The sequence below is a fragment of the Candidatus Neomarinimicrobiota bacterium genome (assembly GCA_022567655.1).
GTDB lineage: Bacteria > Fidelibacterota > SORT01 > SORT01 > SORT01 > JADFGO01.
Map to the genome: position 1 here is coordinate 21,629 of JADFGO010000016.1, position 8,066 is coordinate 29,694.

An 8,066-nucleotide genomic window follows, 5' to 3' on the forward strand; every position below is an offset into this window, starting at 1 on the left:
ATCAGCTCTCCTCGGCTGCCGCTTCTTTTTCGAGTATCTCGGTCTTACAGTTAGTGCATTGAAGGATTGAATCGCCCCCCTTGTCGGCTTTCATAACCATAAATGAATATTCACAGGATGGGCACGTGACAGGTACCGGTTTTTGCCAGATTGCGAAATCGCAGTCCGGATAATTTGAGCAGCCGTAAAATGTCCTGCCTTTTTTCGTTCTGCGGGCGACCAGGTCACCACCGTCCTTCGGGCATTGAACTCCGATGGGGATCGATTTGGTGTTTTTACAATCAGGATAATTTGAACAAGCGAGAAATTCACCGTTTCTGCCTCTCTTGACTACCATGTCACCGCCGCATTTCTCGCATTTTTCGTCGGTTGTGTGAGTATGCTGCTCTTCGGAGGATTCGAGAGGTTTCGAATTTTTGCATTCGGGCCAGCCGGTACATGAAAGAAACTTGCCGTACCTGCCCCATTTAACCATCATGGGTTTCCCGCACTCTTCGCAGATCTCATCGGACGATTCCTGTAAAGACTCTTTGATAGATGCGGATTTCTTCGAGACTTCGTTTAGGGTTTTCTCGAACGGCGTATAGAAATCGCTTAAAACGGCGTGCCACTCCTGCTCGCCGGATTCTATCTGATCGAGTTCCTCTTCCATTTTAGCGGTAAATTCAACGTTAAAAATATTCGGAAAGCTCTTGACGAGGACGCTGTTAACCGTTTCGCCGAGTTCAGAGGGAACCATCCTTCCTTCATCTTTTTTAACGTATTCACGGTTGTAGAGGGTCGTTATAATTTGGGAATACGTACTCGGTCTGCCGATGCCCTGATTGTCGAGTTCCTGGATCAATCCGCTCTCGGAAAATCTACCCGGAGGTTTCGTGAAATGCTGGTCAGGAGTCAGTTCGATCAAATCAAGAATCTCGTCTACCTCTATCTTTTCAGGCACGAACGTATCACTGTCGCTTTTTGCGTCGGGATATACGGCAAGGAAGCCGTCGAAGCTTCTGATGCTTCCGACTGTCCTGAATTGATAATCATCTCCGGCCATGATGTCGATGGTCGTTTGTTTGAACAGCGCTATCGACATTTGAGATGCGGCAAATCGCCTCCAGATCAGGTCATAAAGTTTGTACTGATCTTCCGACAGATCGCCTTTGATAGAATCAGGAGTGATCTCAACGTTTGTAGGTCTTACAGCCTCGTGAGCGTCCTGTGCGCCCTTTTTCTTTTTGAAATATCTCGGTTGATCAGGCAGGTAGCTTTTCCCGAGCGTAGATTCGATATGTTCGCGAACCGATGAAATAGCCTCATCGGCAACCCTTACAGAATCGGTTCTCATGTAAGTTATCAATCCGACCAGTTCTCCGCCGCGCAGCTGAACCCCTTCGTACAGCTGCTGAGCGATTCTCATCGTCGCCCGCGGTGACAGCCTGCGCCGCCGTGCCGCAGCCTGCTGAAGGGTGCTTGTGGTAAACGGGGGAGCGGGATTCCGCTTTACGTCTTTTTGTATTATCTCGGAGACACGGAAATCCATGCTATTCAACTTCGAGACTATCCCGGAAGAAGCAGATTCGTCAGAAATTTCCGGGTCATTTCCATCTATCTTGAATAGGTTTGCGCTGAACGTTTCTTCCTTCCCGTCTTTGAGCGATGCAGCGATCGTCCAATACTCTACAGGGACAAACTTTCTAATTTCCTCTTCCCGCTCGCAAATCAGTCTCAGCGCCACAGATTGAACTCTCCCTGCCGAAAGCCCATAGGTGAGCGTTTTCCAGAGAAAGGGGCTCACCATGTAGCCTACGAGCCTGTCCATTATTCGTCTTGCCTGCTGTGCGTTGACCTTGTTTATGTCCAATTCCAACGGTGTTTCGAGTCCGGCTTTTATCCCCGATTTGGTTATTTCATTGAAGAGCACACGTTTTATCTTATGGGAGTCGCCGTCGACAACTTCGCTTATGTGAAACGCAATCGCTTCACCCTCTCTGTCAGGGTCGGTGGCTATGAGGATTTCATCGGATTTTTTTGCGGCTGCTCTCAGCTTTTTCAGCATTCCGCCCTTACCGCGGATAGTAATATATTTAGGTTTGAAGTTATTCTCTACGTCAACACCCAATTCTTTCTTGGGCAGGTCACGAATATGACCCACGGTCGCCTGGACGGTGTACTCCTTCCCGAGATATTTCCCTAAGGTTTTCGCCTTAGACGGCGATTCTACGATAAGCAGTTTTTTTGTCATTGTTCTCTCAATATATCCTCATCTCAAGGAAGGGAAAATATAACATAAAAAGTTCGTGTGTCAAGTAATGGATTTTAAACCAATGAGGTACGCATGACTTTACCGGAGCTGTGAGCGGTTTATTTCAAACCTTTCGCCAACATCACTTCACCGCTCTTCAGTAAGTCATTGTATCGAATCTCGCCGCCCACAACAGTCATCAAGACTTTCGTTTGAAGCAGTGCAGCCGGTTCTTCTTTAAAGATATCCTTCGACAACAGAGTAAAATCAGCAAGCTTTCCTGCTTCGAGACTGCCCTTAAGTTTTTCTTCGAACGATGCGTAAGCAGCCCAGGAAGTGTACATCCTGACTGCTTCTTCGATGGTCATTCTTTCTTCCGGGTACCATCCGCCCTCCGGATAGGAGTCGTGGTCCTGTCTGGTGACGGCAGCGTAAATACCCCATAACGGGCTGAGCGATTCGACCGGAGAGTCGGAGCCTCCCGGTATGACGACACCCGTGTCGACAAGTTTTCTCCACGCATATGCGCCTTTAATCCTATCGGGCCCCAACCTGTCCTCAGCCCAGTACATATCCGAAGTGCAGTGAGTCGGCTGCATCGACGGTATCACCCCGAGTTCTTTGAATCTCGGAATGTCATCCAGCGAAATGGTCTGAGCGTGTTCGATGCGGGTGCGATGATCGTTTTTCAATTCGGTCGCGGACATCTCTTCTATCAGGTCAAGAACCAGCCGATTACCGGCATCTCCGATAGCATGAATGGACAGCTGAAAACCGTGATCTATTCCTTTCCTGAAAGAGCTCCGGAGTTCGGTTTCCGGTGTCAAACGCAAGCCTCTGTTTCCGGGTTCGTCGGAATAAGGTTCTAAGAGCAAAGCTCCGCGTGAACCGAGCGCTCCGTCGGCATAAAACTTCAGTGTCCGGATATTAAGGTGGTTATCGAATAATCCGATTTGAGGACCTATGTCGTAATATTTTTCTTTCAGTTCATCATCATCATCGAGCATGGCATAGATCCTTGGATTCAATCTCCCTTCCGCTCCCAGCTCCATGTAGATGTCAATGTTGTCCGAATCCGAGCCGGGGTCGTGCAGCGTCGTTATTCCCAATTTCAGAGCATGAGATAACGCCTGAATTATCCTCTTCTTTTTTAACTCTTTTGAAGGTTCGGGCTTCACGTCATCGACAAGAGTCTGCGCATTATCTATCAGGATGCCGGAAGGTTCGTTTGAACCCGGGCGGCGGACTATTCGTCCCCCGTCGGGGTCCGGAGTGTCCGAGTTTATCCCTGCGAGGTCGAGCACAGTTTGATTCACCCAGTAGGCGTGACCATCCACGCGGCTGAAGACCACGGGATTTTCGGGTGCGGCTTCATCGAGCAGATCCGAAGCAGGGAATTTTTTTATCTCCCAATCGTTTTGATCCCATCCCCGTCCCTCGATCCATTCTCCCTTGGGAGTTCGCAGAGCCGCTTTTCTGACGATTTCGGCTATCTCTTCGGCGCTTCCGGTTCCGAGAAAGCTCAACGTTTGAAGGAATTTTCCTGTTCCTTCGACGTGTGCGTGAGCATCGGTCAGTCCCGGAATCAGGGTGTATCCTTTCAGATCGATAGTCTCCGTATTATCCCCGGTGTGTTCGTATGCGTCATCCAGACTTCCTATGAATAATATCTTGCCGTCCCTGACAGCTAAAGCGCCCGCCGTGTCGTTTGCGGAATTGAGAGTATAAATAATTGCATTGATGAACAGTTTATCCGCCTCGCTTCTGGCGCATCCGAATGCGACAACGCAGATGAATAGTATGGAAAAGAGTTTAATCATTTTTACCTTTCATATTAATCGAGCTAAGATATATACCAAAAAGCAAAATTGCTCCTCCTATTATCTCACCGGTAACCGGAATTTCAAACAGAAACAGCGCGGCAAGCAGTGTGGCGCCTATCGGCTCTCCTAACATAAGGACTGAAACAGTGACGGCAGAGCGGCGCTTGAGCGCCCAATTGAATGCCGTATGGCCTATCAGCTGCGGAATCAATCCTATCAACACGAGCAGAATATATAACCTGGGTGTATATCCCGTCAATGCGCTTCCCGATATGAACGTCCCTAAGATAATCAGGATCGCAGCAGTGAGGTAAACGCTGCCGGAATAAGATAGCGCGCTTTTCCCACGTCTGAGTACTCTGCCCACAGAGAGGTATACCGCTCCCATCATGCCCCCGCCGATCGCAAGAAGATTCCCCGTCAAGGAAGAATTCCCATCGTCATTTCCCGAAAGGGCTATCGCAGCGGCTCCCGACAGCGCTATCGCAATACCTACTGATTGTTTCAGTGTCAGTTTCTCGCCTAAGAAAAAATGCGCTATTGCTGCAGCCCATATCGGCGACGTGTAAACCAGCACGACCGAGCTCGCAACAGTTGTATGCCGCAGTGACTCGATCCAGAAAGCGAAATGAAGAGCGAGAGCAATACCCGCTGTAAAAGTCAGCAAAAGTATTCTACGCTCGCTCAGATCAAAGAGTCGCAATCCCCGTTTAAGGGATACGCCGGATAGAACTATACCGGCTATGCTCAGACGATAAGCGGCGATGACGAGCGACGGGACTTCATCCGCCATTCTAATGAAGATCGATGCGGTGGATATAGCGATCAGACCGACAGAAATTATCAAAAAAGTCTTTGTGTTACCGGTAATATTCATATCCAAAAGGTGAGTGAAAGTATTTGAAGAGGAGCAGTGATGCAAGTTGTTTGAGGCTTCGGGCATTGCGCACAGACAAGAATTTTTTTACAATTAACGTTTAAAGGTCATATATTGGAATGAACCCTCAATAATAAATAGGAGTAGATAGATGATAGTATTGACTACGCCCTCGATTGAAGGTAAAAAAATTGTGAAATATATAGGTATTGTGAGCGGTGAAGCGATATTGGGAGCTAATATATTCAAAGACTTTTTCGCGAGCATCAGAGACATCGTCGGGGGACGATCCGCGTCTTATGAAAACGAGCTCAGGAAAGCAAAGGATATAGCGCTTACCGAGATGAAGCAGCAGGCGAAAGACCTTGGGGGTAATGCCATAATTGCCGTTGACCTGGATTACGAAACGATAGGGTCGGGAGGAACGAACATGTTGATGGTGGCTGCGAGCGGGACCGCTGTAGTGTATAAAGACAAGCCTATGAGGCGAAAAGTAACTTAACGGAAGTTCTTAATCGATATAACCGATGGTATCATACGGATTTACGATTGTGGACGTCATATTCTTCAGATGGCTTCCAAGTCGCTTGAGATAACGGGCATACAATGCGATTGCGGCGGCTCTATCCTCCGAACCGTAAGATTTCTCGCCGGATAAAATTTCGTTTACAATCTGTTCGGAGGATTGCGACACGTCTTTCCTGTAAGTCCGGAGCAGCGCCTCGGCGGATTCCTCGTCCTGGGTCTGCAATGCCTGCTTGGTCTTTTCGAACCTGTGAACTATTTCTTTCTCGATAGCCTTCATATTTTCCGAAATATCTTCCGATATTATATGTGATTTATGGCTAATTGCGAGGTCAAGAATGTTTTTCGTATAATCACCGAGCCTCTCGATATCGATTACGATGCTTAATAAGGTTAATCCGCTGTGAATATCAGCTGCTTCCTGATGAGCCGAAAAGTAAGTTACGACTTTCTGTCTCACTTCCTTTTGGTACCGATTTATTTCCTTATCCCGTTTTTTTAGCTGCTTAATCTCATCCTTGTTTTCGCCTCCCCTGAGAGAGATAAGCGCTTCGGTGAAGAATTCCATCGATAGGTCCAACATTTCTATAGACTGATCCCACGCCTGCTTCAAAAGCGTATCAGATTGCCAGATGCCGATAAGGTTTTTCCACATAAAGTCACCTTCCTTAAGTAATATAATACTTTTTCAAGTCAATCAAAGAATTTACAGGTTTTAATAACATCAAAAAATAACAGCCTCCATATTTCCGATTACAGCCAAATTATCGCCATCGGGATAAAATGAAGAAGAATATAAATTACTATAAATGTCAATAAATTCCGCGTAGAATGGGAGGCTTTTTCCGCCACGTATTCGGCAAGTGAAATAGGTATGGATTTCAGCGGGTAAAAGACTAATATCCCAAAAACGTTAAATATCAGGTGGGCGAAGGCTACGGTGACCGCCACGCTGTTTTGTGTTGCCATCGCGGCGAGCATAGCCGTGACTGTGGTGCCGATGTTGGCTCCGAGCGTATATGGAAATATCTGCCTGACCGAAACGAATCCCGCACCGGCTAATGGAATAATGATCGAGGTGGTAACGGAGCTGCTTTGAACGGTTATAGTCATTAAAATTCCGAAGACGAATCCGCTCAGGTCATTTTTGAATAGATAATTGTTAATTACTATCTCAAGCTTATCTAAAACGAGGGACCTCATCGTTTTGATAAGATACGCCAAAGCCCCGAACATGAGAATAAGGGAAAAGACCATGAGCAGAATGTTTGAGTATGGTAATGCGCCGAAAATACCGTCTAAAAGGTTGATAACAGGGTTAAGAATAGTTTTTAAAGGGTTAAAGAATTTCATCCCGCCCGCACCCGAAAAACCTTTCTCGAACAGTATTGCGGTTTTCTGAATAAAATGAAATTTCATCTCTAACGGGAAAAACAGCAATACAGCGCTGATGTTGAAGAAGTCGTGCACTATGCTTGCGGAAAAAGCCCTTTTGAATTCTACACGGTTAGTAATGTGTCCCATCGCAACGAGAGTGTTTGTAATCGTAGTGCCGATGTTCGCTCCCATTATTATCGGAATGGCGTTCGGCAGAGTAAGCGCATTTCCTGCTACAAGCCCCACAACGATAGAAGTCGTGGTGGAAGAACTCTGGATAAGGCTTGTAGCGACTATCCCCAATAACAAACCCGCTATCGGGTTTGATGTCATTTGTATCATGTTCTCAGCGAATCCACTACCGAAGAGCTTGAACGAGTGACCGAGGAGCTTTATGCCTAATAAGAATAGATAGGAGGAAACAATTACGATCGCTATTTTATAGAGTCTTTCTCTTAACTCTGAACTCAACACTTCACCTTAATCATTGATGAAATAAGTATCGGTAAGCCCTTCTAAACACGGATTATAGAAATCATGTTGAAAGGAATAATAGATATACCTTTGACAAAGGGCAAATGGTTTTTGCAAACAAAAAATCACCAAAATGATCTGCTAACGCAGTTTCATTTGTAATAATCTCTTCTATTAGGTAATATAAAGTCCGGCTCTCATAGCATAGAAACAATTGCTTAGAGCATACGTACTTAAAATCAGGAGACTAAATGTCCAAAGGGATAACCAGCAAAGAAACTGATTATTCTGCGTGGTATAACGATATAGTTTTAAAGGCGGAGCTGGCGGATTATGCACCGGTGAAGGGATGTATGGTAATCAGGCCGCATGGCTACGCCATATGGGAGAAAATCAGGGATAGATTGGACATTATGTTCAAAGAAACGGGACATGAAAATGCGTATTTCCCGTTATTGATACCAGAAAGCTTCATTCAAAAAGAAGCGGAGCATATTGAAGGGTTCTCGCCGGAACTTGCTGTCGTTACGCACGGCGGGGGGAAGAAATTAGAGGAACCCTTAGTTATCCGCCCCACTTCCGAAACCATTATATGGTCGATGTACAAGAATTGGATTCAATCCTACAGAGATTTGCCGCTGCTCATCAACCAGTGGGCTAACATCGTCCGGTGGGAGAAGAGGACGAGACTATTCCTGAGGACAACCGAGTTTCTCTGGCAGGAGGGGCATACCGCACATGCCACTGCCGAGGAGGC

Annotated in this window: 7 protein-coding genes; 2 read left to right on the top strand and 5 right to left on the bottom strand. The window is 46.5% G+C overall.

What is annotated here, in order from left to right; translation table 11 throughout:
* Window position 1: 1 nt before the first annotated feature.
* The 3 genes from topA to IID12_03110 form a co-directional block, all read right to left on the bottom strand.
* Window positions 2-2,233 carry a type I DNA topoisomerase gene (gene topA / locus IID12_03100; GenBank protein MCH8288080.1) on the bottom strand — a complete coding sequence of 744 codons (2,232 nt, stop codon included), beginning with the start codon at window positions 2,231-2,233 and terminating at the stop codon, window positions 2-4.
* Between the two features lie 119 nt (window positions 2,234-2,352).
* Entirely contained in the window at window positions 2,353-4,053 is a 1,701-nt protein-coding gene (locus tag IID12_03105) for an amidohydrolase (protein ID MCH8288081.1), read from the bottom strand.
* Window positions 4,046-4,933, bottom strand: a complete 888-nt coding sequence (locus IID12_03110) for a DMT family transporter (protein MCH8288082.1) — start codon at window positions 4,931-4,933, stop codon at window positions 4,046-4,048. Before IID12_03110 ends, IID12_03105 begins: the two co-directional genes overlap by 8 nt.
* 151 nt (window positions 4,934-5,084) lie before the next feature.
* On the opposite strand from IID12_03110, the gene IID12_03115 reads away from it, so the two are divergent.
* Complete coding sequence (locus IID12_03115) at window positions 5,085-5,435, top strand: heavy metal-binding domain-containing protein (GenBank protein ID MCH8288083.1); 351 nt, start codon at window positions 5,085-5,087, stop codon at window positions 5,433-5,435.
* Between the two features lie 9 nt (window positions 5,436-5,444).
* Here IID12_03115 and IID12_03120 read toward each other — a convergent pair whose 3' ends face one another.
* Together IID12_03120 and IID12_03125 are read right to left on the bottom strand one after the other, a co-directional pair.
* Window positions 5,445-6,113: a hypothetical protein gene (locus tag IID12_03120; protein MCH8288084.1), complete on the bottom strand. Its 669-nt coding sequence runs from the start codon at window positions 6,111-6,113 to the stop codon at window positions 5,445-5,447.
* Between the two features lie 98 nt (window positions 6,114-6,211).
* Window positions 6,212-7,306 (bottom strand): Na/Pi symporter, encoded by a 1,095-nt coding sequence (locus tag IID12_03125; protein ID MCH8288085.1) that lies wholly within the window; start codon window positions 7,304-7,306, stop codon window positions 6,212-6,214.
* Window positions 7,307-7,560: 254 nt separating this feature from the next.
* Here IID12_03125 and IID12_03130 point away from each other — a divergent pair.
* A partial coding sequence (locus IID12_03130; protein MCH8288086.1) for a proline--tRNA ligase occupies window positions 7,561-8,066 on the top strand: 506 nt, incomplete at its 3' end.

Bases quoted from the DNA above. Each gene is read 5' to 3' on its own strand.
- topA (MCH8288080.1), bottom strand. From the start codon at position 2,233: ATGACAAAAAAACTGCTTATCGTAGAATCGCCGTCTAAGGCGAAAACC.
- IID12_03105 (MCH8288081.1), bottom strand. From the start codon at position 4,053: ATGATTAAACTCTTTTCCATACTATTCATCTGCGTTGTCGCATTCGGA.
- IID12_03110 (MCH8288082.1), bottom strand. From the start codon at position 4,933: ATGAATATTACCGGTAACACAAAGACTTTTTTGATAATTTCTGTCGGT.
- IID12_03115 (MCH8288083.1), top strand. From the start codon at position 5,085: ATGATAGTATTGACTACGCCCTCGATTGAAGGTAAAAAAATTGTGAAA.
- IID12_03120 (MCH8288084.1), bottom strand. From the start codon at position 6,113: ATGTGGAAAAACCTTATCGGCATCTGGCAATCTGATACGCTTTTGAAG.